The sequence below is a fragment of the Exiguobacterium sp. s122 genome, assembly GCF_018618475.1.
Lineage (GTDB): Bacteria > Bacillota > Bacilli > Exiguobacteriales > Exiguobacteriaceae > Exiguobacterium > Exiguobacterium himgiriensis.
The window spans coordinates 172,719-198,175 of the sequence record NZ_JACSMD010000001.1 but is presented as its reverse complement, the minus strand read 5'-3'; the positions used below and the strand labels follow the sequence as shown (position 1 = coordinate 198,175).

Below are 25,457 nucleotides of genomic sequence, written 5' to 3'. Positions count from 1 at the left end.
AGTGTGCTTCACACTACAAAAAAGACAGGGTCGCCCCTGTCTTAACGGTCAGCTCAACTTATAGACGCGTCCTTCGAACGGTTTCAAGTGAAGAAGTGTCGTCTCGTCATGCGCATCGAGCGGCATGTTTTTCAAAACGACGTCTTCCGAGCGGAGTGCAATGTCTGATGCGAAGATCGCCTCGCCACCCGTCAAGTTTGTCATGACGAGATATTGGCTGTCACCGAGCGTGCGCGTATACGCATAAATCTCTGGGTGTTCTGGCAAGACGACATCATACGTGCCGTACACGAACGTCTCGTCTTCTTTCCGGAGGCGAATCATCTCTTTATAGAAGTTAAGGATCGAGTCCTCGTCTTCAAGTTGTTCCTCGACGTTAATATCTGTGTAGTTCGGGTTGATGCCGAACCACGGCGTGTCCGAGAACGTGAAGCCGGCGTTCGGCGCACTGCTCCACTGCATCGGCGTCCGCGAGTTGTCACGTGACGAGTTCCACGTGATGTCCATCATCTCTTCATGGGTCTTCCCATGTTCGAGACCGATATAATAGCGGTTGCGTGTCGCGATATCATCGTATTGGTCAATCGAGTCGAACTTGACGTTCGTCATACCAATCTCTTGGCCTTGATAGATGAACGGCGTCCCTTGCATGAGGAAGTACATCATTCCAATCGACTTCGCGCTCTCTTTCCAATAGCGCGCATCGTCTCCCCACGCCGACACTGTACGTGTCTGGTCATGGTTCTCGACGTAGAGGGCGTTCCATCCATCTTCCTCGAGCCCTTTTTGCCACTTCGACAATACGTTCTTCAAGTGAACGACGTCGAGTTTTGACTCCGCGTCTTCGCGCCAGAGACCCATGTGCTCGAATTGGAAGACCATGTTCATCTTGCCATCTTGCTCGCCAACCCAAAGATGAGCGTCGTCAGGCGAGACACCGTTCGCTTCACCGACCGTCATGATGTCGTGTTTATTGAACGTCTCGTCTCGAAGTTCTTCTAAATAGTCATGAATGCCGTCGACGTTCATGTGCATCTCAAACGATGGCACGAAATCAAGACCTTCCGGGTTCGGTAAGTCGCCAAACGTCGGATTCTTGCGAATGTGGCTGATCGCGTCGACACGGAACCCATCAATGCCTTTGTCGAGCCACCAGTTAATCATGTCATATACCGCTTGGCGCATGTCCGCGTTCTCCCAGTTGAGGTCCGGTTGACGCTTCGAGAAGACGTGTAAGAAGTATTCTTCTGTCGTCTCGTCGAACTCCCACGCCGAGCCGCCGAAAATCGATTCCCAGTTGTTCGGTTTCGAGCCGTCCGGTTTCCCGTCGCGCCAAATGTACCAGTCCCGTTTCGGGTTGTCTTTCGAGCTCTTCGATTCGATGAACCACGGGTGCTCGTCCGACGTGTGGTTGACGACGAGGTCGAGGAGGAGCTTCATCCCGCGCGCATGGACTTCTGTCAACAGGCGGTCGAAGTCCTCCATGTTGCCGAACTCGTCCATGATGTCTTGATAATCGCTAATGTCATAACCGTTATCGTCGTTCGGCGACTTGTACATCGGGCAAATCCAGATGACGTCGACGCCGAGTTCTTTCAAATAATCCAGCTTATCGATGATTCCTTGAATGTCGCCAATCCCGTCTCCGTTCGCGTCATAAAAGCTGCGCGGGTAGATCTGATAAGCGACCGCTTCTTTCCACCAATTGCGTTTTAGCGTTTTTGTTTGTGTCTGTTGAAATCCTTTAGTGTGTTGGTCACGTTGTAAAAGTTGCATGTGTCAATGATACTCCCTTATCCCTAAACTCACTGTTCATCCTATATACTAATATCAGTGCTGTTGACGTGTTCTCTTTTCAAAGCGCAATCGTTTGCACGACGCGTTACGTTTATTTTATCAAAAAAGAGAAAGCGCTACAATGAGCTTTTCAACAGCTTACTCACCGTGTACCCTACACGATTTTGAAATGAAATGAAAGTGAGGCGACTTACATGATTCGTTTGGCCACACCAGCCGATTTTCGTGCGATTGATTCCTTGATTTTAAACAAGGCGAAGTCATTTCGCGCAGCCGGGAAAACACAATGGGGAAAATATTTAGAGCCGAGTCGGACCGAATTTGTCCGTCACGATGTCACGAACGGTACGGTATATGTATATGAAGAAAACGGGACCATCTTCGGGTCGGTCAGCTTGATTCCGCCGACGTCGTGGGATCACAATTTATGGGATGACGCGGATGCGGCTGTCTATTTGCATCGACTCGTCGTCGACGCCACCATGAAAGGCAGAGGCGTCGGCGAACAGTTGATGCGTCACGCGCTGAAGGAGACAGACGGGACGATCCGCCTCGATTGTGTCGCCACGAATCTATTTTTAAACCGATATTATCCGCAGTTCGGTTTCACGTACGTCGGCGAACGTGACGGCTTCTCTTTGTTCACAAAAGAAGGTTGACGTTGACGCGACGTCAAGGTGTACGCTTTCCATAAGGAGGTGAGCAGATGGTTTCGATTCAACAACTCGCAACACTCGCCGGCACGACGACCCGGACGCTTCGCCATTACGACGCGATCGGTCTCCTCGTTCCTTCGCGTGACGCGAACGGGTATCGACGTTACTCGAAACAAGACATCGAACGGTTGCAACTGATTTTACTCTATCGCGCACTCGACATTCCGCTCGAGACGATTCATACGTTGTTCGAAGCGGGCACGGATCGGGCTCACATCCTCAAGACACAAGTGAACGCGCTGCGTGAGAAGGCCGCCTATTTCGCGACACTCGCTGAGACGGCCGAAGCGACACTCGTCTCACTTGAAGGAGGCGTTCAAATGGAAGACGAATCATTATTCAAAGGCTTGTCATTCGACGAGTTGAAAGCACACGAGACGAAACACGAGGCGGAAGTGAAGTCGCGTTGGGGCGACAGCGACGCCTATATGACGGCTCAAAAGCGGGCCCACGGTCGGTCAAAAGAAGACTGGGAGACGCTCAGCCAACAGCAAGTCGACCTCGTCAAACCGCTCGTCGACTTGTTCACTGCCGGTGTCCCAGTCGAAGATGAACGTGTCCAAATGGCGGTCGAGATGAACCATGCATTCATCAACGACCACTTTTACGACTGTTCGCTCGACATGTTCAGTAGCCTCGGTCAGATGTATGTGGCGGACGAGCGGTTCACGGCGTTCTATGACAAGTACGCCCCAGGCCTTGCCCGCTATTACAACGATGCCATCCAGCACTATTGCATCACCCACAGTTAAACGGCCAAAGCGAATCGCTTTGGCCGTTTTTATTCGATTCTTCTTCGTTCCTGCTTGGCCGGTTGCAGCATCTGCTCAATCTGACAACGTAAGAGCGGCAGGGCGACTGAGAGTTGAAGATACGGATAAGTCACAAAATTATCAGTACCCCCTAAATAAAGAAGCGATCGATCCCGGATATCCCATCCCTGCTCCGTCCATTGCTCGATTCGGACTTCACAGATGTCCGGATTGGCCCGAAGTGCCCAATATGCTTCGAGTTGTCCAGCTGCCATCGATGGTCGGATCGTCAAGACTGGACAGTCCATCCGATTGAGCACGTCCGGGTCGATGGGCCCCGTTTCATGAAAAATGAGAAGCTCCGGCATGAGGCGATCGAGCCACATCTTCGTCCTTGCATCGTTTAGCGAAGTGACTTTCAAGATGTGATGCATCGGGATCGGTTCATCTTTTAACGGATATCGCTCCTTTAATTCTGCAATCCGGCGGCGACTCATCCATTTCATGACGGGCGAAATTCGTTTCATCAAGACATCTAATAAAAGGTCATGAGACGATTCGGCCTCAAATGGTGACGGTCCTTTTTCCATAATGACGTGTGTCACGCCAAGATTACGAATCGCGTGATAGACATAAGCTGAACTCCAATGCTCCCCGACACAAAGGACAATCGGACGATTCATGGCTACACCTTCTTTGTAGGATAGTTTCATTTATTGAACTTGAAAGGATTCCTCATCTAATTCAAGATCACTCAACGCATTTCCCCATGACCCGTATCGTCTCGAGATTTTAGCAACACTCGGACGTTTTTGTTGTTTCGCCCATTTTTGATACGTCTCTGCATTAAAAGGATGCAATATCCTGGCCGCCTCTAATAAGGCCTGAACAATCTCTGCTTTTTCCCGTTCAGCATGGATTGTAGAATGTGGATCGACTGCTCGTTCCGCTATTTTGACGGCGAGACTCCATGACCCGAAATATGAAATAATATCGCCTAACGAAGGGGCTTTATTGTACGTCGCCCATTGTCGATAACTCGTGCTCGTGAGTCGTCCATCTTCTTGCGAGGCGTTTCGCAAGGAGACGAGCAACTCATGTTGTGTATAATTTCTTCGGCTTCCTAGAATCCCAGCTGCGACAAGCGCTTCTGGCCAAGATTCATAAACATCTAGAATCTCGAGCACCGAGGGAACGATTTTGTCTTGACTCCATAGTTGATATTGTTTGACTGTGAGGGTCGGAGTCAGAGATGAAGCTGCTTGAAGCGCTTGTATAATCTCTGCTTCCTGATTCATGACAGGTCCTCCTCAAACAGTTATTTCTGTCACAATACCTTGCGCGTTTAACACTGCCCGGATGACTTGATGTTGCTCACCAATGGTTAAGTCAGAACCAGACGGTAAGCAAATCCCGTTCTCGAACAAACGCCGACTCACGTCATCGCCGTCTACCATTACATATTCCGCATCACGATACACGGGTTGTAAGTGCATTGGCTTCCAAACGGGACGTGATTCGATTCCGTTCATGGCAAGACGAGTAATGAGATCTTCGCGTGACGTTACAAATTCAGAACGATTTAATTGTAGAGCCGTCAACCATCGATTCGCTCGAGAATAAGGAATTTCTTGTTGATAAGTGACTCCTAAGGGACGTAATAATCGCTCGTACCGAGCAAATACTCGCCTCCTCGCTTGGACACGACTTTCAATCACTTCAAGTTGTCCTCTACCAATTCCAGCTGACACGTTACTCAAACGATAGTTGTAACCAACCTCCTCGTGCTCGTAATGGAGCGCGTTTTCTCTCGCCTGAGTCGCTAACTTCAATCCGTGTTGTCGCTCTTTTGAAGAGCGAACAAGTAACATCCCCCCTCCCGAAGTAGTGATGATTTTATTGCCATTAAATGAATAAAATCCTAAATCTCCAATCGTGCCGGTCATTTGTCCTTTCCACGTGGCGCCAAGCGACTCCGCTGCATCTTCAACGAGCGGAACCCCGTACTCTTGACAAATTTGTCGAATCTCACCTATTTTTGCGACGACACCATATAGATGAACGACGATGACAGCCTTCGGCAGTTTTCCCTTTGTTGCAGCTTGAACCATCGCTTTTCGAAGCGCGCTAGGTGACATGTTCCATGTCTCTTCTTCCGAGTCAATAAAGACAGGGACGGCCCCTACATAACGAATCGGATTGACAGAGGCCACAAACGTGAGTGATTGACAAAACACCGTGTCATCCCGCTCGATTCCTAATAGTAAAAGAGCGAGATGGAGCGCTGCCGTACCGGAACTCGTCGCTAATTGGAAGTCATGATCAACATACGTCCCTACTTCTTTTTCAAATGCGTCGACGTTAGGACCGAGAGGTGCCACCCAGTTTGAAGCAAACGCTTCTTCTACATATTTCATCTCATGACCAGACATATGCGGTCGGGATAATAAAATTTTCATCGAATCCCCTCCTCCAACACTTTTTGATACGTTGTGTACCAGTCCAAATAGACTTCAAGTCCTTCATAAAATGAGGTGGTAGACGCGGGGGGCGCGATTGCCGTTTCAATGGACGGCATAACCAGCGAGGTCTTCATTTCCCCATCGGGTAAGACAAGTGGTGGTCGCTTTAATAAGCGCGCAACGTCTAAGATGGCAGTTTGAGAAGTGAGCATTTCAGTTGGCTCAATGTCATAGCGCCCATAGACATTTTCAAACTGTGCCATTTGCATGATTTCATACATTGTCTTTACGACGTCATCTACGTATAAAAATTGAATATGGGTATTTGCATACATTCCGACAGGCGGTCGCCCTAACACGATCACTTTGATTAAGCGAGTGAATAGCCCCGTTTCATCTTCCCAAGGACCTGACAATTCGTTCGTTTTCACTTGAACGACTTGTGAATCATCGTCTCCATGAACGTTTAGTGTGATAAACGTAACGTCTCGAAGGGTTGTGTCAGTACGGAGCCACTTTTGAACTAGATGGTAGCGAAATTCACTTCCGTGATCATCGGACGGACATAAAATCACGCATTGAAAGGCGTACGTACTTGCGACTCGTTTTAGCAATTGGCCATTTAACCTTTTTGTTTGCACGAGACGAAACTTCGGATGGGACAAAACATAAAGACGATGTTTCGCTAGCGATGTGTGACCAGCTCCTTGTTCATCAAGCCCGATCACTTCATGACCTTCCTTCAAAAAATGACGTGCCAGATGAAATCCCTCGAAACCAGACACACCAACTATGACGACTCGCTCTTTCACAAAAACTCCTCCTGTCGATTCCATTCCGGCTCAGTTCCCATCCACAAGTCGCATTTTTTTCGATGGCGAAGCTGCCCACTTAAACTCACCTTGATACAAGCGCTCCACATCCCGATCGATGTCTTCACTGTTGGCGATATAAAGCAGCGTGTAAATCAATGCCTCGCGTTGGTACTGAAGCTTCTCGAGAAGGATAAGAATCGGGGTGACTGACGTGAACGGTCGTGTCCGTCCGACAAAAATTTTGTCAAAGACGTTGGCGTCGGGTCCGAGTTCATTCGTGGCAAGCAATTCTTCATAAAGCTTTTCACCTGGCCGAATACCCGTAACTTCAATGTCGATATGGTCGAGACTAAAACCACTTAACTCAATCATTTTCTTCGCTAAATCGATGATTTTGACCGGTTCACCCATGTCGAGGACGAATACTTCTCCCCCTCTTGCTAAGACGCTCGCTTGAATGACCAATCGACTTGCTTCAGGGATAGTCATGAAGTATCGGGTCATCTCCGCGTCTGTGACCGTGACCGGTCCCCCTCGTTTAATTTGCTCTTTAAAGAGAGGGACAACGGATCCTCGACTTCCTAGAACGTTTCCGAATCGGACGACCGAGAAAATCGTATCCGTCGATCTAGCTTTTTCTTGAACGATCATTTCGGCGATCCGTTTTGTCGCCCCCATCACGTTTGTTGGATTGACAGCTTTATCTGTGGAAATCATGACAAATCGATTAACCTGATGTCTTGCAGCGACATCCACCATATTTTTTGTGCCGTGAATGTTGTTTTTTACCGCCTCGAGTGGATTGTCTTCCATTAAAGGAACATGTTTATGAGCAGCCGCATGATATACCATCTCAGGCTGATAGGTCGCAAAAATTTCTTCCATCCGACGTTCATCCTGCACATCACCAATCACAGCGTGAATCACCGTATGCGTACAGAGTCCCTTCAGCTCCCGTTCAATCAAATAGATGCTGTTCTCCCCGTGTCCAAGTAAAATCATTTCGGCGGGTTCGAATTTAATCAATTGGCGACAAATCTCAGAGCCAATCGATCCTCCTGCCCCCGTGATTAACACTTTCGCGCCTTCAACATGTCGAGAAATACCTGAGATATCGAGTTGGACCGGCTCTCGACCTAACAGCTCTTCAATTTTCACTTCACGAATTTCGCTAATCGATACGTTTCCGGTCGCAAGCTCTGAAAGAATCGGCAACGCATGGGATTCAGCACCTGTCTTTTCAATTCGTTTTAATAGAGCAAGCCGACGTGTATAGGACAAACTAGGAATTGCTAAAATGACTACTTCAATGCACTGTTCGTTCACTACTCGTTCTAACTCATCGGTCGTCCCAATGATTGGAACGCCATGAACATAAAGGGATTGTATTTTGGAGTCGTCATCGAGCAATCCGACAACGTTTAAGACATTCGTCCGATACTCTTTCAACTCACGGACAATCATTTGTCCAGAATGCCCGGCGCCGATAATCACTGCTTTTCGGCCTGGATGGTCATTCGATGATTTGAATGGATGTAACACATGAGTTCGCGCCATGATTCGCGTTGCTACGATGACGTTAAGAGCGAGCAGACCTTGAATCGTAATCCCGAGTCCTACCCCATTTCCGAATTGAAAGTAACTGTAGGCGTATAGCACGATGTCACTCCCGAGTAAAGCGATCATCAACCGCTCCACTTCACGAACCGAGGCATAACGCCAATCAATTTTATGGATTTTCAGAATAAAACCGAGCGCGCCAAAGCTTCCAACTTTGACGGCAATGCTTGCCCATAATCCATTCGTGTCAATTGTTGGATTAGGAATTAAAAAGCGCATCGTCGCGTAAAGAACGAATGTGACAATGAACACGTCAAGCAAAAGAAAACGTAAGTTTTTCTGGTTTTTCTGATATACGCTGACCAATGTAGCCATTATGATGTGCACCTCCAAAGTCTAAGTTGTCGTGTCGTGGTGTGTTGAGGTCGGAGCATAATGCATGGTGATGGTAGTAAACTACCCGACTCAATCTAACAAACTTAAGGAGAACACGAGCTTTTTCTAATCAACGAAATAGCCGGGATAAAGGAGTTAACAAAATAATTCTCGTCATTTCCTTCACATGATGAATATTTGTTTGGCAAAAGGGAAACACTATGTACATAATCACTAATTGGTTATTGCTTACATTTACTTCTGTAAAGGGATTTAACGGATGAAAGGAGGCACGTGAACCTAAGTAGTGTCTATTACTTGAACTTATTTGGTAAAACCACTCACACACGTTCATTCACACCACGAATTCTTCTGAGACGCTCATGACGTCTTCACAAAAGGAGAGACACCAAGATGAAAAAATGGACACGCCCACAAATCGTGCAATCTTTGCAGTTAGCTGCCCAGGACTATCCAGAACTTGATTCAAAACGCTACAGTCTTTGGTCACAACATAAAAACGTACCTTCTCTGTCGACTGTCATTCATCAATTTGGATCTTGGCGCGAGGCACTTGTTGCAGCTCAAATTCAAATGTCATTCCATTATTATTCGGATGAAGACATCCTGCGCGCACTCAATCAAGCCGCTGAAGAGCTACCATTATTTACGAGCCAAACATATCGCCAATGGTCCAAAGTGACACGTTCTCCTTCGCTTACACTCATCAGTAGTCGTTTCGGCTCTTGGTCCAACGCATTACGTGAAGCGAAATTACAAACGACAGCCTCTAAAAACAATGAAGAGCGAATTATTCAGGCCCTCATCGAGGCGTCAACCGAGCTTGAACGGCTCACGTCGCAACATTATGCCGTCTGGGCACAAGAAAAAGGTTATCCGACCGTGGCGACAATTGCCCGGAAGTATGGTTCTTGGAGCTATGCCTTGTTTGTACTGGACATCGCTCCACCAAAACGGAAATGGGACGAAGAAGACGTCATCGAGGCGCTTCGACTTGCTAAAAATGAATTGAATCATTTCAGCATTCTCCATTACCGGAAATGGGCAGAGGGGCGAAACGTGCCGAGCACGTCGACAATCAATGCCTTATTCGGTAGTTGGACTGCTGCATTGAAATGCATGCAAGAACAAGCCGTGACACAATAAATAAACGCCGTCTCGAAGCCGAGACGGCGTTTATTTATGTGACAATTGTGATGAAGAGCGGAATTCCGACGAGCAAGTTGAACGGGAACGTGACGGCGAGGGCGAGCGTCAAATAAAAGGACAGTTCCGCTTCAGGTACGGACGCCTGAAGCATCGCCGGGGCGGCGATGTACGACCCGCTCGCTGCGAGCGTCATAAGAAGAATCGTTCCACCGTCTGACAACCCGGCAAACATAGCACCGGCATAACCAATCGCCGCGCCAATCAGTGGGAACGTCATCCCGATGACTAAAAACTTGATCCCATAAGACGGGACAGTCTTCAACTGTTGCCCGACTTTGACGCCAAGGCTGAGCAAGAATAAGAGAAGCACCCCCGGGAATAAATCGATAAAGAACGGTGTGAGCGCCGACGTGTCTGGCGTCACGAGTCCGACGATGAGCCCGGCGATGAGAAGTAGGATGCTTTTTGATAGCATACTGTCTCGAATGACCGTGAACGATTGGCTTGGTGGCGCCGTAATCCCAAAGACGCGTGTCTGATTGTACAACAAGAGCGCGACGACGAGACCTGGAATTTCTAAGACGACGACGAGCGTCGTCATGAACGGTTCAAAGCCAATGCCGAGCCGTTCGAGTTGAGACGCTGCGGCGACATACGTCACGAGCGAGACCGAGCCAAACGTCGCCGCCATCGCGATACGTTCATGAAAACTAAATTTGAACAGGCCACCGAGTCCGAACGCGACGAGCGGTAACACCATCCCGAGTACGAGCGTCACCGCGAGCGGGAGCGCCAAATCGTCAAATGAGACCGAGGCAAGCCCCATTCCGCCTTTTAGGCCGATTGCGAGCAATAAATACAAGTTGAGCGTGATGCCGAGCGACTCTGGGATTTTTAAGTTCGACTTCCCGAGCGCGGCCACAACGCCGGTCACAAACATTAATACCGGTGCGCTCGTCAATAAAAACGTCAATAGTTCCATGTTTCTCCTCCTAGGCGACAAAAAGCGCACACCGAAAAAAACGGTGTGCGCTGCGTGCCGACGGCTCGAACGTGTTCGCTCCGTCTAGCCGACAACTGTCGGTTTTTTATTTGTTCAGCTCCGGGTCAAGACGACGATAAAGCGCTCCGAAGCTCGCTTCACCAATCCTGACACGTATCTGCTTTCTAGTGTATAAACGTCGTCACGCGTTGTCAATCCCACTGTCCCACGCGGCATCGAGCCGAAAGACGATGAGGCGTTCCCCCGTCTTCGTGCTGATATCCGTATGAAGTGAGGTGATGCGTCGTCCGAGAACGTCTGCTACAATCGTCTCGAGTTGCGGACGACCCGACTCGACGAGATTGTTGCGGTACTTCTTCAATTGCTCGCGTCCCGCCGATTTCGTAGCGAGGTCATACTCAGCCGGGGTCAAGACGCCTTGGAGCGTCACGATGGCCAAGTCGCGGAGCAGGTCTGCCTTACACGTCAACGAACCGCGTCCGAGATACTCTTTCTCCCATTGGGTGATGCGGGCGCTCAGTTCCATCTCCAGCTGACCTTTTTTCGGCATGATTACTTCACAAATCCAATCATCATCTCGCGAAGGATCTTCGCGGCGGCAATCGCCGTCATGTCCGACTGGTCGTATGCCGGTGACACTTCGACGAGGTCAGCGCCAATGATGTCGAGGTCGGCGTTCGCAATCGCGTGCACGGCTTCGAGCAACTCTTTCGTCGTGATGCCACCAATCTCTTGGGTACCTGTGCCTGGTGCTGCTGATGGGTCGAGGACGTCGATGTCGATGGTGACGTACACTTTCTTCCCGGCGAGCGTCGGCAAGACGCGTTTGAGCGGCTCGATGACTTCATACTTGTACATGTTGTAGCCGACTTCTTTCACCCACTCAAACTCTTCTTTCATCCCAGAACGAATGCCGAACGAGTAACAGTTCGATGGGCCAATCAGGTTGGCTGCTTTTTTGAGCGGTGTCGAGTGCGAGAGTGGCTCGCCTTCGTATTCGTCACGAAGGTCCGTGTGCGCATCGAAGTGCAAGATGACGAAATCGTCGCCATATTTGTCATGCATCGCCTTGATGACCGGCCACGTGACGAGATGCTCGCCGCCCATGCCGAGCGGGAACTTACCTGCGTCGATGACGTCTTTGACGAACGACTCAATCATGTCGAGCGACTTCTGTGCGTTTCCGAATGGGAGCGGGATGTCGCCGGCGTCATAGACCGCCGCTTCTGTTAAATCGCCATCGAGATACGGGCTATATTCTTCAAGACCGATTGACACTTCACGAATACGGTTCGGTCCGAAACGTGAGCCTGGGCGGAAACTGACCGTCCAGTCCATCGGCATCCCATACAACACCGTCTTCGCGTCCGCTACTTCCGGAAGGCTCGCGATGAACACTTTGCCTGAATAGGCTTCGTCAAAACGTTTAATCATTTCGTCAAGTCCTCCACGAATTTTGGCAAGACGAACGCCGCGTTGTGAAGCTTCGGCGTATAGTATTTCGTCTCAATGTCGTGGAAACGATCCGCCGATACGGCTTCCGGGTCGTATTGCTTCGAACCGATTGTGAATGTCCACATACCGCTCGGGTACGTCGGTACGTTCGCCGTGTACAGCTTCGTGATTGGGAAAATCTCTTTCACGTCGCGTTGGACCGTTTGGATAAGCTCTGGTGTGAACCATGGGTTGTCCGTCTGCGCGACGAAAATGCCATCTTCCTTGAGCGCTTTCGAGATTCCGGCATAGAATCCTTTCGTGAACAAGTTTGCCGCTGGACCGACCGGCTCTGTCGAGTCGACCATGATGACATCGTACTTGTTCTCTGACTCAGCGATATGCATGAAACCGTCGCCGACGATGACTTCGACACGTGGGTTGTCGAGCTCACCGGCGATGTTTGGCAAGTACTTCTTCGAATATTCAATGACTTTCCCATCGATGTCGACGAGAACTGCTTTTTCGACTGTTGGGTGTTTCATAATCTCGCGGATGACGCCGCCGTCTCCGCCACCGACCACAAGCACATGCTTCGGATTCGGGTGTGTGAAAAGTGGGACGTGCGCCACCATTTCGTGATAGACGAATTCGTCCTTATCCGTCGTCATGACCATACCGTCAAGCAACAACATTGTTCCGAACTCGTCCGTTTCGACCATCTCTAGTCGTTGAAACTCCGTTTGTTCGCTCTCATAAACGTGGTTTACACGGAACGTGATTCCGTAATCTTCTGTTTGGTGCTCCGTAAACCATAATTTTAATTTTTGGTCCATCGATAGAACCCCTTTCTGATTAAAAAGTTGTTCGTATGCGAGTGGCGTTTTGAGGCGCTTCTTATTCATACGATAGGAAGTATACAAAACCTGTACCCATTTTGCACGATTTTTTTATAAATGACTCGCGATGTGTGAGTTTTCCGTGAGTTATGACCGATACATTATATATAGGAGTTTTTTACAACCGAAAGGAGGAATCGTTATGTGGTCACCTTGCGTGGCATGCGCCACGACCATCCCATTTTTTGAACGCGGACTCGTTGTTGTCAATGAACAGCCGCGTCCGTATGGCTCACTCGATGAGTTGACGAGTCAGCTCGCGGACGTCCAAACCGATGTTTATTGCATCGATCCCGTGACGAATCGTCAAACGGCGCTCGTCACCGCCGGAAGTTTATTAGATCAAATCGCCAACCGTGATACGATCGAGCTCATTCAATACGGTGAATTCGAGAGTCACTTGCAACCAATCGTACACCTCGACACCGGAGAACGTTTTGGCTACGAGGCGCTTCTTCGCAGTCGAAACGATATTTCTCCAGGACAACTGTTTCAGGCTGCTAACCGATTCGGACTACACTCAAAGCTCGATCAACGGGCGCGCGCTGAGGCCATCAAAGCGACGTATCACGCCGTCTTGCCTCATGAGAAGACGTTCATCAACTTCTTGCCGTCGACAATCTATAACCCAGACTACTGTCTGCAGCACACGTTCGAAGTGATCGACCGCTACGAACTCAGTCCCGATCGGTTTATTTTCGAAGTCGTCGAGACGGAAAAAGTAACAGATGTGGCCCACCTTCAACACGTGTTCTCTACATATAAGAAACGCGGGATGAAAGTCGCCCTTGACGATGTTGGTGCCGGTTTTTCGACACTCGATATGTTGAAGCGGCTCGAGCCGGATTACGTCAAAATCGATCGGTCATACATCTCGTTTTGCGACCAAGATGCTGAAAAGCGAGCATTTTTGAAAAATGTCCGTCACATGACACGGACGATGGGAATCACGCTACTCGCCGAAGGAATCGAACGTGCCGAAGAAGTCGACGTCTGTCGAGAGCTCGGGTTCGATTTGGCACAAGGGTATTATTTCGGAAAACCAGCCCCATACGCCTTATAAGAGGAACGGCCCCGAGCAAGTTGCTCGAGGCCATTTTTTTAGTCGTCGTTTTCTTCCATATCATCATTTTCCATGTCGTTCTGCATTTCCGTATCGTTATTGTCCATCGGTTCCTCGGCTCCCCCACAAGCTCCGAGGATAATCCCTGTCGCGAGTAATGAAGCGGCTAATGTTCCTTTACGTTTCATCATCAAACACCCCTTTAGCGTTTTAGTCGTACAGTATGGTTCATTCCCGTCGTCTACATCACAAAACGTGATTTTAGATTAACAATGTGTAAACGGTGGAATGAATTCAGTGATAACAACCGAATCGAAAGAAGGTGTACCTGTTGAAACGACGTGTCCTGCAATTCATCACCATGATCTTGTTCGGTATTCTCCTTCTTGCCTTGCTGTACTCGATTGATGGATTGATTCCTTTCTTGTTCATCCTCGCCATCGCCGCCCCGCTCATCGTCGGCTGGCAAATCTTATTTGACCAAGTCCAACCGCAAGCGAAGCTGTCCTGGCTACTCGCCGTCTTGTTCATCCCGTTCCTCGGCGCCCTCGCCTGGGTCATGTTTGGGCGAACGCCACGTCGGCACCGCCGCGTTAAACGGACGTCATCTGAAATTCGCATGTTCCGCCAAGCGATCGAGAACGAGCGAATTGAGACGACAAACGCCATCTCTGACCGTTTTCCACTGACGCGTACACTCGAGAAGCTCGGGGCGACCGGTGCCGACGGGCAGACATCGACGAAGTTGCTCGTCAACGGCGATGCGAAGTACGAAGCCGTGATCCGCGACATCGAACAAGCGACGCACCATATTCACATCCAGTATTACCTCTTCCGAACCGATGAGATTTCAATGAAGATTCGTGACGCTTTGATTAAGCGGGCCAACGAGAATGTGACGGTTCGCTTCCTATATGACGGGCTAGGGAGTCAAGAGATTAACGAGGAATTCGTCGAACCGCTACGCGAGTCCCGCGTGTTTGTTCAAGCGTTCGACCCAGTCGTGCATCCGCTACTCGTCTTTAACGCGAACTTCCGCAACCATCAAAAGCTGATTGTGATTGACGGAAAAATTGCGTACACAGGCGGGCTAAACGTCGGTGATGAATATCTCGGGAAGGAAGAAAAGCTTGGATTTTGGCGTGACACGCATCTTCGTGTGGAAGGTCCGCTCGTTCGAGAACTACAACGGCTCTTCGTCGAGAACTGGCTCTATGCAGGTGTCGAAGAAGACCAAGAAACGTGGGATTTGTTCGCCAATGACGAACACCTGCCCCAGTATTTCATCGATGAACCGAAAGAGACGAACGGCGCGACGCAACTACTCGTCACCTCGCCCGGAAAAGACGTCACGATTCGCGACGGTCTCATGCAATTCATGATGCAGGCGAAGGAATCGATATGGATCACGACCCCGTATTTGATTCCACCGCCTGAACTACTCGCTCTGCTTGAAGTGACAAGTAAGAGCGGCATCGATGTCCGAATCGTCGTCCCGGGGAAAGGCGATGAGTGGTTCAGTTTTCACGCGACCGAATATTACTTCGAACAATTGCTGAAACGAAACGTCCGCATTTATAAATACAATCGTCATTTCATCCATGCAAAAACCGTCCTCATCGATGGCAAAATCGCACTCGTCGGGACGGCTAACTTAGATTTTCGGAGCATGTATTTGAATCACGAGATGACGATTGCCCAGTTCGAGACGTCATCCGTCCAAGAATTACATGACGCATTCATCCAAGACTTTAAAGAATCAATCCTCATCGACTGGTCGATTCTCAGGAAGAAGACGAACGGGAAACGGTTCGTCGAAGCGTTCTGTCACATCTTCTCACCGTTACTGTAACGCCGCCAGACGAAGTAGATGATGGCGATGACGGCAATCAAGGCGAGTTGCCACCCGGTCGCGACGTATAAGATCGCCGTCACGGCGAGCGCTTCAATGAAGAGGGCCGGCACTTTGCCGAGTGTACTCGCGACGACAAACGATGGTAGCGTCATTCGACTAAACGCAGCCGATAACGTGACGAGTCCTGACGGCACGAACGGCATGAGTCGCATGCTGAGCACGAGGAACCATGCCTCGCTTCCATCCGCTTCCCTTAACCGTTTGAACCGTGTGCCTGTCGGTGATGTATACGTTTGGAGTGCTTTTCTGTACAGGATGAAACTGGCGACGGCACCGACGGCCTCGCCGATGATTGAGACGACAACGCCCGGACCGAATCCGAGTAACTGGACGTTCAACGCCGTCAAAAACGCGCTCGGCAAAACGCCGGCGACTGCAATCAATATATTTAACGCAATGCTGATGATGACAAACAGCGGGAGTGGGAGAAGCGCCCATTCCATCGCACACACTTCCTTTCAAACGAAAAGGCTGTCCCGTCCTCGCGGGGCAGCCTTTCCTGTTACTTCGCTTCGACTTCGTCCCACGCGTCTTCGTCGACAGGCGGGAGGTGTTTTTCTTCAAGTTTCGATACGACGACCGCACATGTCGCGTCACCTGTGATGTTGACCGATGTACGGAGCATATCGAGAATCCGGTCGACCCCGATGATGAGGGCAATCCCTTCAACTGGCAAGTTGACCGATTGCAAGACGAGCGCGAGCATGATGAGCCCGACACCCGGAACCCCAGCCGTCCCAATTGAGGCGAGAACTGCCGTGATGACGACGGTCAACAATTGAGCCAGCGTCAAATCAGCCGCGAATACTTGTGCGATGAAGATTGTCGCGACCCCTTGCATGATGGCCGTCCCGTCCATGTTCACTGTCGCACCGAGCGGTTGCACGAATGACGAGATGGAACGCGGCACGCCAAGTTTCGTCTGAGCGAGCTCCATCGATACCGGGAGTGTCGCGTTCGACGACGACGTCGAGAAGGCGAGTGTGATCGCTTCATAGAAGTTCTTGAAGAAGAACACCGGACTCATCTTCCCGAGGAAGAGGAGCGCACCACCATAGACGATTGTCGCATGCAAGAAGAGCGTTAAGACGACGGCGAACATATACCACGCCATCGCGCGAACGGCATCAAAGCCGATTCCCCCGATTGCCGAAGCAATCAAAGCGAAGGCCCCGTACGGCGCGAGCTTCATAACTAAATGAATGAGATGCATCATGATGCGATCGCCTTGCTTGACGAACCGGCGCCACGATTTAGCACGGTCCCCGAGAGCGATCATCGCGAAACCAATCAAGGCTGCGAAGACGATAATTTGAAGCATGTTGCCTTCGGCGAGCGATTGAATCGGGTTCGTCGGAATCATGTTGACGAACGTCTGGACGATATTCGACGACTCCTCTGTCGCCGCCGTCTCAAATTCCAAGTTCGCCGTCGCGAATTCGCCACGCTCACCCGGTTGGATGATTGATGCGACGCCCATTGCGAGCATGATCGCGAGCGCCGTCGTCGTCAAGAAGAAGAGGAGTGCTTTCGATCCGACACGCCCGAGCTCTTTCGGGTCCCCAAGACCCATGACGCCGAGAATGATCGAGAAGAAGACAATCGGCACGACCAACATTTTAATCAAGTTCAAAAACACTGTCCCGACCGGAGAGAGTATGTACGTATTGACGACATCATAGACGTTGCCAGACAGGCTAGCGAGCCCAAGTCCGACGACGACCCCCAGTACAAGACCAATTAGAATTTTCTTCGTTTCACTCATCGTGTCACCCTTTCTTTTTCACACAGTGTGTATAGTATAGCATAATACTGAATTTTCATACAATTACGCCCATATCACAATGTCATAACAGGCGTATATTCCCGACTTCGCGTTATGCCAAACAAAAAAGATTGGAGACCGCACGCGGTCCAATCTTTTCACTCGGCAGCTAAGCGAGTCAATTCATCTTGAAGCTCTGTCGACTGTTCCCAAATTTCAGGACGGTGCTGTTTTAAGAAGCGGGCTAACACGTCCCGGGACGGGGCATCCATCATGTCGATTAAGATGCGGCCTTTGAGCGACTTGTCCATCTGGTTGACGTGATACGGCAATAGCTTGTAGCCGCGTCGCGCCTCGAGGTCAACCGTCATATCACACGCGGCGACACCACCATAGTAGAACCCGTCCGGCTTCCGGCCGACGGTCACCCAGACAATCCAAAACGGTTTGCCGTTCGGTACGGCTTCCCGGTCGGTTAAAAACTTGATGCGCTTCTCGATGGCTGATTTGGCATGCATCGCACCCATATCGATGACAGCCGTACCCGCCTCGACGTCGATGATGACCGGCGACATATTGTTTAAACTGAGCGAGCCGACGCCAAAACCGCCATGGCCGTCCGTCGAATCGTCAGCGATGATGTTGAAGTTGATGTCTTTCATAAGTTGCGTCCCTCCCTCTTTACTTTACACAAAGAAGCAGGAATGTGGCAATCCCGAACCTTAGTCCCAACTGAGGCGAAACCGGGTGCCCGGTCCGATGAAACGAATGAGTGGACGGTCTTCAGCGACGACGCGGCCGATGACGTTCACGCGGTCGTCTGCGTCCAAATCGCGTCTCGTCACTTGCATCTCGCCGGCATATCGACCGTAGTTCGTGTTGTCGATTGTGATCGTCCCGAACGGACGCGGCGCGGCGTCGATCGGCTCGATGAGACGATGCCCGAGACGGCCGTAGGCGCGTGACTCGACCGAGCGCACGACGTCACGGGCCGGGTCCATCCGGTTCGTATGCACGTCATAGAGCATCGGTTCGAGCACTTGTACCTTTTCTGCCCGCAACAAGACGATCCCGTCGTCATACGCCATGAACTGTTCTCGTGTCGCATCGGACACGGCTGGATCCCCAATTAAAATCCGGTCGACGTCTCGTTCGAGGTCGAGAAAACAAGCGAACGACGATACCGCTCGGTGCTCCTCGAGCGTCGGAAGCCGTTCAAACAGGGGTCCCCGGAGCGTCCCATCTCCTGGGATGAAGGCTTGGACACGGATGCCTTGTCGTTTCAGCCATACGTTTTTCGCTTCGAACCACGACCGCTCAAGCCCCGTCTCCGGTCTTGGATAAAAGTTGTGCCACGCCTCGACTCGATTCACATCGAGACCGTGACGCATCATTTCGGCGAGTTCTGCTTCAGCCAATGTGCTCGCGTTCAGCGCTACCGTCATCCGTTGTGACAAGTCGGCGACTTGCTTCGGCGTCACGCCATAATCGACGCGAAGTCCCGTCACCCCCCAATCGACGAGCGTATGCGCATCGTCCCATGTCTTGCCGAGTGCTACGAGCGATGTCGGTGCGATGTCCGCGAACAATTCCATGTCGAGCGTTTTAGCGAGTTGTCCGAGATGTCGAAGTCGATCCGTATAAACGGACGCGTCGTCTTCCGGAATGTGCAGCGACGTGAACAGTGACGTGAACCCACTTCGTCGCATCTCGGCGAGCCACATCTCGAACGTGGCCGTCAATGGCTGACTCAAGTAAACCGATAGTCCTCTCATGTGTCTTCCTCCTATGCAAAAAGGTGACTCGAAAGAGCCACCTCGATTGTCAAATCCCGTCTGCCATCTCTTCTTTGAAGCCGAAGAGATACGTGAAGATGAAGCCTGCCGTATACGAGATGACGAGACCTCCAATATACGTCAAGTACATGCCGTTGTCGATGAGCGGCGTGAGCGAGAGACCCGATACGCCAATCCCGAGTGCAGCCGTCTTCATCGTCGCTTGGAACGCACCGCCGACCGCGGCACCCATACATGCCGTCAAGAACGGACGACCTAGCGGAAGCGTGACCCCGTAAAGAAGCGGCTCGCCGATTCCAAGGAATCCGACTGGAATCGCCCCTTTAATGATGTTACGAAGACGTTGGTTGCGCGTCTTCACGAAAATCGCGAGGGCGGCACCGACTTGTCCGGCTCCAGCCATCGCAAGGATTGGCAAAAGCGCGGTGTTTCCGACTGTATTAAGGAGTTCCAAGTGAATCGGCGTCAAACCGTGATGCAACCCGACCATGACGAGCGGGAGGAAGAAACCAGCGAGAACGGCTCCAGCGAGCGGTCCACCGATTTCAAGTACGGCGTTCAATCCACGCATGATCCCGTCTGACAACACGCCCGCGACCGGCATGATCGCATAGAGCGCTGTGAAGCCAACAACGAGGACCGTGAGTAACGGTGTAAAGATGATATCGACCGCCGTCGGCATGAAGCGACGGACGTGTTTCTCGATATACGTCATGAGCCATGCGGCAAAGATAACCCCAAACAATCCACCCCGTCCGACGACAAGCGGTTCGCCGTAAATTGTGATGTCAGCGAGCATAGGGTTAAAGAGAATTCCACCGGCAATCGCACCGAGTACTGGTGTCCCCCCGAATTCTTTCGCCGTGTTCCACCCGACGAGGATAGCGAGGTAGGCGAACACCGTGCTTCCGAGGAGGAGCAAGATTTGCATCCATGTCTCGGTCGGATCGACACCTGCGTTTTTCGCGAAGTTCGCCGTCCCGTTAATGATTCCAGAAGCGACAAGACCCGGAATGAGCGGGATGAAAATGTTTCCTAAGCGACGCAAGAAACGCTTGAACGGCGACTTCTGTTTTTCTTTCACTTTTTGACGTTCAATCGCGGCTCGCTCTTCGGGCGTCAAGTTGGCATCGACCGACTCTTCTCCGATGGCAAGTCCCGTCTCACGGCTCAAGTGATCCGCGACTCGATTGACCGTCCCCGGTCCAACAACAATTTGAAGCGTCTCATCGTCAATGACTCCCATGACGCCATCTACTTGTTTTAATGCAGCCAAATCTGCTTTTGCCGGGTCTTTCAACGATAAGCGGACCCGTGTCATACAATGGGCGAGCTGGCGGATGTTGTCTTTCCCTCCGACGTGCTCGAGTATGGCGTGTGCCAAGACCTCTTCTTTTTTCATCTCGTGTTCCCCCTTATAGCGCGTCGCGGACGAATCCGTTCGCGCGCTCAAGTCGTTCGACCGCCTCCGCATGCGGGACGTCGGCTAAAATCATGACGATGGCCGTCTTGACATGGCCGTCGGACGATTCGAAATAACGCGCGGCCGTCTGTTCGTCGACCCCTGTCGCTTCCGCAATCATCCGTTTGGCCCGAATTTCTAACTTCTCATTCGTCGGTTGCACGTCGACCATCAAGTTTTGATACACTTTGCCGATGCCAATCATCGACGCCGTCGAAATCATGTTTAAAACAAGCTTCTGTGCTGTCCCCGCCTTCAATCGTGTCGACCCAGTCAACACTTCCGGACCCGTTTCAACCTCGATTTTAAACTCGGCGTGTTCGCTAATTTTAGAGCCTTTGTTACAAGACAACGCCGCTGTCGTCGCCCCAACTTCACGGGCGTAATCGAGTCCACCGATAACGTAAGGCGTTCGTCCGCTCGCAGCAATTCCGACGACCGTGTCGCGTTCGCTCAAGTGAAGCGCTTTCAAATCATTGACCGCCAAATCCTTGCTGTCCTCTGCCCCTTCGACCGCCTTGATGAGCGCGCGTTCGCCTCCAGCAATCAGTCCGACGACCATATCCGGTGACACACCGAACGTCGGCACACATTCGGCCGCATCTAAAATCCCGAGTCGACCGCTCGTCCCGGCGCCAAGATAAATCAAACGTCCGCCTTGTTTGAACGAAGCGATGGCCCGTTCTGCCACTTGGGCAATGACAGCCACTTCTTCCTTGATGACGTGCGGCACCCGTTGATCTTCCTCATTCATAACCGCCAATAGGGTCTCGACTGTCATCTCATCCAAGTGCATCGTCTTTTCATTCCGTCTTTCAGTAGCCAATTGATGTAGCATCGCCACCATCCTTTCTTCTCTATAGTTTCATTGTACTAATCTGAAATTTAAAGTCAAACTTATTTAAAAAAATAAGGAAATAAAATTTCATTATCTTTTTTTATAAATTCAAAAACCCGACTCTCTAGTAGTCGGGTTCATGGATGCACGGTTTTAAGCAGAACGTGGACACGGTCGCCTCGTGCCGTTACAGCATCTTTCTCGTACGTATAGCCTTGCCGTTGCCAAAAGCGATATGCTCGTTCGTTGTGCGGGAGAACGCCAAGTCGAAACATCGAATGATAAGGACGCATCTCATCACGTTCGAGCTGTTCATAGATGGTTTGGGCGGTCCCGTCACCGTGGAGGCGTTCATCGACGACGAACAGACCGACCCAGAGCGAGCCGTCTCGTGGGTGGCGCCTGAGCAAGTCGACGATGGCAAGAAGTTCCCCGTCCACTTCGACAAGGAAGCTGGCCGTCCCGTCCGCTTCAAAGTCCGCTATGTTCTCCTCGCAAAACGCATCCATCGTCTGTCTATTCAACGCAGCGAACGTTCGTTGCCGACGTAAAAACACCTCGAGACGATCGCGATCAGCAGCGGTATACGGGATGATGGTCAACGTCGTAATTTCACCATCTCGTCGCGCGCTTCCGCGTATTTATCGATGAGTCCTTCTCCCTTTCGATGGAGCAGTCCCATATAAAGCGTGTCGATGATGGTCAGTTGTGTCATCCGTGAGGCGATGCTCGCGATTCGAAAGTCGCGTTCGACGTTCGGGGTGCAGAGACGGACATCCGCTTCGCGGTAGAGTGGCGACTTGTCGAGATCGGTGATGGCGACGACAGGGACGCCTTGTTTTTTTGCGAACCGGACGAGTTCGAGCACGTCTTTCGTCCGTCCTGACGTACTGATGGCGACAAAGACATCGCTCGGTCCAAGATGCGGGATGAGCGACAACATGTAATGAAAGTCTTGCGACGTCTGAGCGGCGTAGCCGAGTTTCGTGAATTTATACTGCGCGTCATATGCCGCTGTCGACGAGCCGCCGACCCCATAAAAGACGACTCGGTTCGCACGGGCAAACGTGTCGATCGCATGTTCGAGCTCACGTTTATCCATCGCCTCGGCACATGCCTCGATGGCCATCTTGTTGACGTGGATAACTTTTTGGAACGAATCGTACGGCGTATCTTTCTGTTGGAGCACGTTGAAATCGGTCAATGTCGTCTCGGTGATGGCGAGATCTTTCACGAGCGCGAGCTTGAACGCTTTGAAGCTATCGATGCCGACGACACGCGCGAAACGGACGATGCTTGCTTCTGATACGTCGGTTTTTTGTGCGAGTTCTTTCGTCGTCATGTTCGGGACGAGTGTGGAGTGCGTCAAAATATAGTCCGCGATTTTCTTCTCGACAGACGTCATCTCGCTTAAGGCGAGTTCGATTTTCTTAAGTAAGGATTCCATTCGGTCATCCCCTTCCTGCTACTGGTGTCTTGTTCTAATGATAGCGGATTCTTTCGATACAAGCCATCAACAATCAGAAAAAGGCCGAGCATACGCCCGACCTCTCGCTTATAGATTGTTCGTGTTGAACGTGTCGCCACCTTGGATTGTACCGTTTTGAAATCCTTTTTCAAACCAACGTTTCCGCTGCTCGGACGTCCCATGTGTGAACGAGTCTGGTGTGACATAGCCCCGCGCTTGCTTTTGGAGTGTATCGTCCCCGATTTGGTGGGCCGCGTTCATCGCCTCTTCATAATCTCCTGCTTCGAGATACCCCATCCCTTGAGCATGATGGGCCCAGACACCGGCATAATAATCCGCTTGGAGCTCAAATCGGACTAAATATTTATTGAATTCGGTCTCGCTCATCTGATTGCGGAGCGGCATGATTTCATTCGTCGTCCCAAGAAGCGTCTGCACATGGTGACCGACCTCATGCGCAACGACGTACGCCATCGCAAAATCGCCTGGTGCGTTAAAACGTTGGCTCAATTCATCATAAAAACTTAAATCAATATAAAGTTTTTGGTCACCCGGACAATAGAACGGTCCGACAGCGGACCCGGCGATTCCACAGGCTGACTCGACTTGCCCGGTGAACAAGACGAGCGTCGGCTCTCGATACGTCAGCCCATTCTCGGCGAAGATGTCGGTCCATACTTCTTCCGTGTCTCGTAACACGACAGATACAAAATCAGCCATCTCTTCTTCACGGGCCGATCCTTGATACGTTTCAGATGATTGCGGTTCATTTAAGCCGATGTTATTGACGATATCAGCCGGGTTCCCCCCGTTTAAGAGCGTGAACACGATGACCAAGATGAGACCGAAGCCGCCTCCAATCCCGGCGATGCCTTTCCCGCCGACTCGCTGTCCCCGTCGGTCCTCGACGTTTCGACTCGCCTGTCTACCCTTCCATTTCATATACGGTTCCTCCTACGTCTAGTCTGTCTTTTTAATTACCCCGTTTCCGAACGTTTCGCACCTGATTTTTCACGATTTCCCATCGTGTGTGGCGTTTACGGGAGGGGCAAGTCGGTAACAGACTAAGAGAAACACACTTCAAGGAGGAATGATTATGGGATTAGCGAGTGATTTGAAACGTTTACGTGATGTCGAGTGCAAGGATAAGTGTGTCTTGTCGGTTTATTTGAATACAGGGCCGAACCAGCAAGGCGACTGGAACATCCACTTGAAGAACGGATTGAAACGCATCGGGGAATATTTGGAGGCGTCCGGAGATGAAGTCCAGCTGAAGAGCTTCAAGAAACTGCGCAAACAAGTCGAAGACGAGCTCGGCAAGAACCGGAACGACCTCGCCCGCAGCCTCATCATCTTTGCCTCAGAAGAGAACAATCTGTTCGAAACTTACTACTTGCAACATGACGTCGAGACGGCGTTCCATTGGGAAACGAAACCGGTACTCGAGCCGCTCGAGGCGCTTCAAGCGAAGTATCCGTCGACAGGTGTCATCTTGACGAACCTCGACCACGTGACCGTCCTCGACACGTCACTCGGCCATATCGATGCCGCTTTCTCCTTTGCGTTCGACCCAGAGACTGAAGAGTGGGTCCGGTTCGAAGGAACGGCTTCGAGTGATCGCTTGGCTTCGAGTAGCTCGCAAGTCGACAAGTTTGATCGTCGCCTCGCCGAAAACTTGAACCGCTTCTACCGCGACCTTGCCCAAACGGTCGAACAGATGAAAGGTGCGCACGATTGGGAAGGGCTCGTTGTGATTGGCGAGGCCGAACTGGCCAACTCGTTCCGAGACGAGCTCCGGACGAAACCGGAACGTGTCGTACACAAGAATCTATCAAAATCGAGCGAGTCGCACATCGTCGAGGCGGCCTTTCACTGATTTATCCTTTCTTCTCGCGCTCGGATTCTCTAAAATAAAAGCGTACGAGAAAAAGGAGGAATCGACATGCCTTACGTAACTGTGAAAATGCTACCTGGCCGCTCGGTCGAGCAAAAACGTGCCTTAATCGAGAAAGTGACGGATGCCGTCTCTGAGACGACGAATGCACCGAAAGAGAACATCACCGTCTTTATCGAAGAGATGGATGCGACCCATTACGGACATGCCGGCGTCATGCACGCGGACAAGAAGTAATACAAACACCCGGTTGTCACATGACGACCGGGTGTT

The 25,457-nt window shown here is 50.9% G+C and carries 27 protein-coding genes; 7 read left to right on the top strand and 20 right to left on the bottom strand.

What is annotated here, in order from left to right:
• Positions 1 to 48: 48 nt before the first annotated feature.
• Positions 49 to 1,776 carry a glycoside hydrolase family 13 protein gene (locus tag KNP92_RS01105; RefSeq protein WP_214835658.1) on the bottom strand — a complete coding sequence of 576 codons (1,728 nt, stop codon included), beginning with the start codon at positions 1,774 to 1,776 and terminating at the stop codon, positions 49 to 51.
• Positions 1,777 to 1,991: 215 nt separating this feature from the next.
• Here KNP92_RS01105 and KNP92_RS01100 point away from each other — a divergent pair, with 215 nt between their 5' ends.
• Complete coding sequence (locus KNP92_RS01100; protein WP_214835654.1) at positions 1,992 to 2,456, top strand: GNAT family N-acetyltransferase; 465 nt, start codon at positions 1,992 to 1,994, stop codon at positions 2,454 to 2,456.
• A 47-nt stretch (positions 2,457 to 2,503) separates the two neighbouring features.
• On the top strand, positions 2,504 to 3,265 hold the full coding sequence (locus KNP92_RS01095; RefSeq protein ID WP_214835651.1) for a MerR family transcriptional regulator: 762 nt from the start codon (positions 2,504 to 2,506) through the stop codon (positions 3,263 to 3,265).
• A gap of 29 nt (positions 3,266 to 3,294) precedes the next feature.
• On the opposite strand, the gene KNP92_RS01090 is transcribed toward KNP92_RS01095, so the two are convergent.
• Genes KNP92_RS01090 through KNP92_RS01070 form a run of 5 tightly spaced genes read right to left on the bottom strand, consistent with a single transcriptional unit; the run spans position 3,295 to position 8,477 of the window.
• On the bottom strand, positions 3,295 to 3,948 hold the full coding sequence (locus KNP92_RS01090) for a hypothetical protein (protein ID WP_214835637.1): 654 nt from the start codon (positions 3,946 to 3,948) through the stop codon (positions 3,295 to 3,297).
• Positions 3,949 to 3,978: 30 nt separating this feature from the next.
• Complete coding sequence (locus tag KNP92_RS01085; protein WP_214835634.1) at positions 3,979 to 4,563, bottom strand: hypothetical protein; 585 nt, start codon at positions 4,561 to 4,563, stop codon at positions 3,979 to 3,981.
• A gap of 12 nt (positions 4,564 to 4,575) precedes the next feature.
• Positions 4,576 to 5,724, bottom strand: a complete 1,149-nt coding sequence (locus tag KNP92_RS01080) for an aminotransferase class I/II-fold pyridoxal phosphate-dependent enzyme (RefSeq protein ID WP_214835631.1) — start codon at positions 5,722 to 5,724, stop codon at positions 4,576 to 4,578.
• On the bottom strand, positions 5,721 to 6,539 hold the full coding sequence (locus KNP92_RS01075) for an NAD-dependent epimerase/dehydratase family protein (RefSeq protein ID WP_214835628.1): 819 nt from the start codon (positions 6,537 to 6,539) through the stop codon (positions 5,721 to 5,723). Before KNP92_RS01075 ends, KNP92_RS01080 begins: the two co-directional genes overlap by 4 nt.
• 30 nt (positions 6,540 to 6,569) lie before the next feature.
• Complete coding sequence (locus KNP92_RS01070) at positions 6,570 to 8,477, bottom strand: polysaccharide biosynthesis protein (RefSeq protein ID WP_214835625.1); 1,908 nt, start codon at positions 8,475 to 8,477, stop codon at positions 6,570 to 6,572.
• A 414-nt stretch (positions 8,478 to 8,891) separates the two neighbouring features.
• Between KNP92_RS01070 and KNP92_RS01065 the strand changes: the two genes are divergently transcribed.
• Entirely contained in the window at positions 8,892 to 9,644 is a 753-nt protein-coding gene (locus tag KNP92_RS01065) for a homing endonuclease associated repeat-containing protein (protein ID WP_214835622.1), read from the top strand.
• Between the two features lie 34 nt (positions 9,645 to 9,678).
• Here KNP92_RS01065 and KNP92_RS01060 read toward each other — a convergent pair whose 3' ends face one another.
• The 4 genes from KNP92_RS01060 to speE form a co-directional block, all read right to left on the bottom strand.
• The gene (locus KNP92_RS01060) at positions 9,679 to 10,629 is read right to left on the bottom strand and encodes a sodium-dependent bicarbonate transport family permease (protein WP_214835619.1); all 951 of its coding nucleotides are present in this window, start codon (positions 10,627 to 10,629) and stop codon (positions 9,679 to 9,681) included.
• Positions 10,630 to 10,831: 202 nt separating this feature from the next.
• On the bottom strand, positions 10,832 to 11,200 hold the full coding sequence (locus tag KNP92_RS01055) for a Na-translocating system protein MpsC family protein (RefSeq protein ID WP_214835616.1): 369 nt from the start codon (positions 11,198 to 11,200) through the stop codon (positions 10,832 to 10,834).
• A 2-nt stretch (positions 11,201 to 11,202) separates the two neighbouring features.
• Positions 11,203 to 12,084, bottom strand: a complete 882-nt coding sequence (speB, locus tag KNP92_RS01050) for an agmatinase (RefSeq protein ID WP_214835614.1) — start codon at positions 12,082 to 12,084, stop codon at positions 11,203 to 11,205.
• The gene (gene speE, locus KNP92_RS01045; protein ID WP_214835610.1) at positions 12,081 to 12,920 is read right to left on the bottom strand and encodes a polyamine aminopropyltransferase; all 840 of its coding nucleotides are present in this window, start codon (positions 12,918 to 12,920) and stop codon (positions 12,081 to 12,083) included. The genes speB and speE overlap by 4 nt, the downstream gene beginning before the upstream one ends.
• Positions 12,921 to 13,125: 205 nt before the next feature.
• Here speE and KNP92_RS01040 point away from each other — a divergent pair, with 205 nt between their 5' ends.
• Positions 13,126 to 14,046 (top strand): EAL domain-containing protein, encoded by a 921-nt coding sequence (locus KNP92_RS01040; RefSeq protein ID WP_214835609.1) that lies wholly within the window; start codon positions 13,126 to 13,128, stop codon positions 14,044 to 14,046.
• Positions 14,047 to 14,084: 38 nt separating this feature from the next.
• Here KNP92_RS01040 and KNP92_RS01035 read toward each other — a convergent pair whose 3' ends face one another.
• A complete protein-coding gene (locus KNP92_RS01035) occupies positions 14,085 to 14,234 on the bottom strand; it encodes a hypothetical protein (protein ID WP_214835607.1) in 150 nt (49 codons plus the stop codon).
• Between the two features lie 134 nt (positions 14,235 to 14,368).
• On the opposite strand from KNP92_RS01035, the gene cls reads away from it, so the two are divergent.
• Positions 14,369 to 15,898, top strand: coding sequence for a cardiolipin synthase (gene cls, locus KNP92_RS01030; protein WP_214835605.1), 1,530 nt, complete (start codon positions 14,369 to 14,371; stop codon positions 15,896 to 15,898).
• On the opposite strand, the gene KNP92_RS01025 is transcribed toward cls, so the two are convergent.
• The 9 genes from KNP92_RS01025 to ypfJ form a co-directional block, all read right to left on the bottom strand.
• Positions 15,874 to 16,404 (bottom strand): TVP38/TMEM64 family protein, encoded by a 531-nt coding sequence (locus tag KNP92_RS01025; RefSeq protein WP_214835602.1) that lies wholly within the window; start codon positions 16,402 to 16,404, stop codon positions 15,874 to 15,876. The two genes, cls and KNP92_RS01025, sit on opposite strands and share 25 nt — an antisense overlap.
• Positions 16,405 to 16,463: 59 nt before the next feature.
• Positions 16,464 to 17,726 carry a dicarboxylate/amino acid:cation symporter gene (locus tag KNP92_RS01020; RefSeq protein WP_214835600.1) on the bottom strand — a complete coding sequence of 421 codons (1,263 nt, stop codon included), beginning with the start codon at positions 17,724 to 17,726 and terminating at the stop codon, positions 16,464 to 16,466.
• Between the two features lie 158 nt (positions 17,727 to 17,884).
• Entirely contained in the window at positions 17,885 to 18,388 is a 504-nt protein-coding gene (locus KNP92_RS01015) for a YwhD family protein (RefSeq protein WP_214835598.1), read from the bottom strand.
• A 60-nt stretch (positions 18,389 to 18,448) separates the two neighbouring features.
• Positions 18,449 to 19,501: a DUF871 domain-containing protein gene (locus KNP92_RS01010; protein WP_214835596.1), complete on the bottom strand. Its 1,053-nt coding sequence runs from the start codon at positions 19,499 to 19,501 to the stop codon at positions 18,449 to 18,451.
• Positions 19,502 to 19,550: 49 nt separating this feature from the next.
• Positions 19,551 to 20,924 carry a PTS transporter subunit EIIC gene (locus KNP92_RS01005; RefSeq protein WP_214835594.1) on the bottom strand — a complete coding sequence of 458 codons (1,374 nt, stop codon included), beginning with the start codon at positions 20,922 to 20,924 and terminating at the stop codon, positions 19,551 to 19,553.
• A gap of 13 nt (positions 20,925 to 20,937) precedes the next feature.
• Positions 20,938 to 21,831: an N-acetylmuramic acid 6-phosphate etherase gene (gene murQ, locus KNP92_RS01000; protein WP_214835592.1), complete on the bottom strand. Its 894-nt coding sequence runs from the start codon at positions 21,829 to 21,831 to the stop codon at positions 20,938 to 20,940.
• 128 nt (positions 21,832 to 21,959) lie between these two features.
• Positions 21,960 to 22,424, bottom strand: coding sequence for a GNAT family N-acetyltransferase (locus tag KNP92_RS00995; protein WP_251136345.1), 465 nt, complete (start codon positions 22,422 to 22,424; stop codon positions 21,960 to 21,962).
• Positions 22,421 to 23,269, bottom strand: coding sequence for a MurR/RpiR family transcriptional regulator (locus KNP92_RS00990; protein WP_214835590.1), 849 nt, complete (start codon positions 23,267 to 23,269; stop codon positions 22,421 to 22,423). Before KNP92_RS00990 ends, KNP92_RS00995 begins: the two co-directional genes overlap by 4 nt.
• A 108-nt stretch (positions 23,270 to 23,377) precedes the next feature.
• A complete protein-coding gene (ypfJ, locus tag KNP92_RS00985; RefSeq protein ID WP_214835588.1) occupies positions 23,378 to 24,232 on the bottom strand; it encodes a KPN_02809 family neutral zinc metallopeptidase in 855 nt (284 codons plus the stop codon).
• A gap of 154 nt (positions 24,233 to 24,386) precedes the next feature.
• On the opposite strand from ypfJ, the gene KNP92_RS00980 reads away from it, so the two are divergent.
• Both KNP92_RS00980 and KNP92_RS00975 read left to right on the top strand, forming a co-directional pair.
• Positions 24,387 to 25,166: a VLRF1 family aeRF1-type release factor gene (locus KNP92_RS00980; RefSeq protein WP_214835586.1), complete on the top strand. Its 780-nt coding sequence runs from the start codon at positions 24,387 to 24,389 to the stop codon at positions 25,164 to 25,166.
• A gap of 66 nt (positions 25,167 to 25,232) precedes the next feature.
• Positions 25,233 to 25,421: a 2-hydroxymuconate tautomerase gene (locus tag KNP92_RS00975; RefSeq protein WP_214835584.1), complete on the top strand. Its 189-nt coding sequence runs from the start codon at positions 25,233 to 25,235 to the stop codon at positions 25,419 to 25,421.
• The last annotated feature ends 36 nt before the right edge of the window (positions 25,422 to 25,457 follow it).

Bases quoted from the DNA above. Each gene is read 5' to 3' on its own strand.
- speB (WP_214835614.1), bottom strand. From the start codon at position 12,084: ATGATTAAACGTTTTGACGAAGCCTATTCAGGCAAAGTGTTCATCGCG.
- KNP92_RS01025 (WP_214835602.1), bottom strand. From the start codon at position 16,404: ATGGAATGGGCGCTTCTCCCACTCCCGCTGTTTGTCATCATCAGCATT.
- KNP92_RS01040 (WP_214835609.1), top strand. From the start codon at position 13,126: ATGTGGTCACCTTGCGTGGCATGCGCCACGACCATCCCATTTTTTGAA.
- KNP92_RS01080 (WP_214835631.1), bottom strand. From the start codon at position 5,724: ATGAAAATTTTATTATCCCGACCGCATATGTCTGGTCATGAGATGAAA.
- KNP92_RS00980 (WP_214835586.1), top strand. From the start codon at position 24,387: ATGGGATTAGCGAGTGATTTGAAACGTTTACGTGATGTCGAGTGCAAG.
- KNP92_RS01095 (WP_214835651.1), top strand. From the start codon at position 2,504: ATGGTTTCGATTCAACAACTCGCAACACTCGCCGGCACGACGACCCGG.
- speE (WP_214835610.1), bottom strand. From the start codon at position 12,920: ATGGACCAAAAATTAAAATTATGGTTTACGGAGCACCAAACAGAAGAT.
- murQ (WP_214835592.1), bottom strand. From the start codon at position 21,831: ATGGTGGCGATGCTACATCAATTGGCTACTGAAAGACGGAATGAAAAG.
- KNP92_RS00990 (WP_214835590.1), bottom strand. From the start codon at position 23,269: ATGGAATCCTTACTTAAGAAAATCGAACTCGCCTTAAGCGAGATGACG.
- KNP92_RS01055 (WP_214835616.1), bottom strand. From the start codon at position 11,200: ATGCCGAAAAAAGGTCAGCTGGAGATGGAACTGAGCGCCCGCATCACC.
- ypfJ (WP_214835588.1), bottom strand. From the start codon at position 24,232: ATGAAATGGAAGGGTAGACAGGCGAGTCGAAACGTCGAGGACCGACGG.
- KNP92_RS01090 (WP_214835637.1), bottom strand. From the start codon at position 3,948: ATGAATCGTCCGATTGTCCTTTGTGTCGGGGAGCATTGGAGTTCAGCT.
- KNP92_RS01005 (WP_214835594.1), bottom strand. From the start codon at position 20,924: ATGAAAAAAGAAGAGGTCTTGGCACACGCCATACTCGAGCACGTCGGA.
- KNP92_RS01070 (WP_214835625.1), bottom strand. From the start codon at position 8,477: ATGGCTACATTGGTCAGCGTATATCAGAAAAACCAGAAAAACTTACGT.
- KNP92_RS01015 (WP_214835598.1), bottom strand. From the start codon at position 18,388: ATGAAAGACATCAACTTCAACATCATCGCTGACGATTCGACGGACGGC.
- KNP92_RS01105 (WP_214835658.1), bottom strand. From the start codon at position 1,776: ATGCAACTTTTACAACGTGACCAACACACTAAAGGATTTCAACAGACA.
- KNP92_RS01085 (WP_214835634.1), bottom strand. From the start codon at position 4,563: ATGAATCAGGAAGCAGAGATTATACAAGCGCTTCAAGCAGCTTCATCT.
- KNP92_RS01020 (WP_214835600.1), bottom strand. From the start codon at position 17,726: ATGAGTGAAACGAAGAAAATTCTAATTGGTCTTGTACTGGGGGTCGTC.
- KNP92_RS01100 (WP_214835654.1), top strand. From the start codon at position 1,992: ATGATTCGTTTGGCCACACCAGCCGATTTTCGTGCGATTGATTCCTTG.
- KNP92_RS00975 (WP_214835584.1), top strand. From the start codon at position 25,233: ATGCCTTACGTAACTGTGAAAATGCTACCTGGCCGCTCGGTCGAGCAA.
- KNP92_RS01060 (WP_214835619.1), bottom strand. From the start codon at position 10,629: ATGGAACTATTGACGTTTTTATTGACGAGCGCACCGGTATTAATGTTT.
- KNP92_RS01010 (WP_214835596.1), bottom strand. From the start codon at position 19,501: ATGAGAGGACTATCGGTTTACTTGAGTCAGCCATTGACGGCCACGTTC.
- KNP92_RS01035 (WP_214835607.1), bottom strand. From the start codon at position 14,234: ATGAAACGTAAAGGAACATTAGCCGCTTCATTACTCGCGACAGGGATT.
- KNP92_RS01065 (WP_214835622.1), top strand. From the start codon at position 8,892: ATGAAAAAATGGACACGCCCACAAATCGTGCAATCTTTGCAGTTAGCT.